3 protein-coding genes are annotated in these 1,279 nt (G+C 42.9%); 2 read left to right on the top strand and 1 reads right to left on the bottom strand.

Annotation, left to right across the window (positions count from 1 at the left end; genetic code table 11):
- Positions 1-328 (bottom strand): sulfatase-like hydrolase/transferase (locus R8N49_RS24770; RefSeq protein WP_318190173.1); only part of this gene is annotated, 328 nt, incomplete at its 3' end.
- Positions 329-609: 281 nt separating this feature from the next.
- Here R8N49_RS24770 and R8N49_RS24765 point away from each other — a divergent pair.
- Together R8N49_RS24765 and R8N49_RS24760 are read left to right on the top strand one after the other, a co-directional pair.
- The gene (locus R8N49_RS24765) at positions 610-996 is read left to right on the top strand and encodes a winged helix-turn-helix domain-containing protein (RefSeq protein ID WP_318190172.1); all 387 of its coding nucleotides are present in this window, start codon (positions 610-612) and stop codon (positions 994-996) included.
- Between the two features lie 89 nt (positions 997-1,085).
- The coding region (locus R8N49_RS24760) for a hypothetical protein (RefSeq protein ID WP_318190171.1) at positions 1,086-1,279 on the top strand (194 nt) is incomplete at its 3' end.

The raw sequence follows: 1,279 nt of genomic DNA, 5'->3' as shown, positions 1-1,279 counted from the left end.
CCATATCTTTAAGTGCCGTCGCCATTGTAATGTCTTGCGGTAGAAGACCTTGTTCTGCACCCGGTAGGCCTACTTTCGTCAAACCGGTACGGATTGGCGTTTGACCGGTACTGAAAGTACTACGACCCGCAGTACAAGATTGCTGCGCGTAGTACGCAGTGAAAAGCGCACCTTCTTGCGCAATTCTGTCGATGTTTGGTGTGTTGTAACCAAGCATGCCTTGGTTGTAAGCAGAGATGTTACCGTAGCCGATGTCATCACCCATGATAACCAGCATGTTGGGTTTAGAAGCTGCTTGTGCGGCAATCGGAGCTGCCGTTGCAAGCATCGTGAGTACTAGAGTATTTTTGCGAAAGTTCACGTTTTTTATTCCTTCACGTTAAAAACTTTCTTTATGGTATGCCTGCTGAAAAAACGATTGAAGTTATACAAGATATAACCAAATCTCATCTCAACTGGCATAGCATTGCAATAACAGGCCGGACAATGAGCACATTTACCAACCACTTGTCATCATCGATTTGAATATCTTCTTTATATATTGCATTGATTTTTGATTGCTCATTAATGATAATGGTTCGCAATTTCATTATTAATCTAGGTATCAACGTGAGCGATCAAGCAACCTTGTCAGTTTTGCCAACCTTAACGTCTGATAGCCAAGATTGTGGTCACTCTTCTTCAGAAAATCATGCACTTACGCTCGATAAGTACACACAGTCTGTTACGATTCAAAGCCAACCAAAGAAGACGGATATCCAACTCACGCCCATTCAGTTTGAACTGCTGCGCACGCTCATTCAGCATCAAGATAAAGTACTGACCAAACCTTTCCTCTATCAAACCGTTTTGCAACGTCCGTTCACTGAGCATGACCGAGCGCTGGATATGCACATCAGTCGAATGCGAAAACGCTTGATTGCCGTAGGCATGCCACCAGATCAAATTCAGACAATTCACCGTAAGGGTTATCTATTTAAATCCATAAATAGGTAAAGAAAGCGCGGCTATTTGTCTCGATTTTTGGTATTTCGTCACTTATTTTGCTTTAATTAATGCAAATTCAATTTACTCAAAATAACTCAATGAATTTGCGTCTAATTTTTATACTCTGCATTGCCAGTCTGTTTGCTGGTTGTGCTACTTATGCTGGCCTGAACTTTGACCAATTGTTCGGCCCTCAGTTGGTTCGTGAGCGTACTGCCAGCGTTGAAACGCCGCAGGCAGATTTCTTCCAACGCGAGGTAAAACCTATCGTCGATAACCGCTGTGTGGTTTG

Source organism: Vibrio sp. 1978, assembly GCF_033344345.1.
This window is presented reverse-complemented; position numbering and strand designations above follow the sequence as displayed.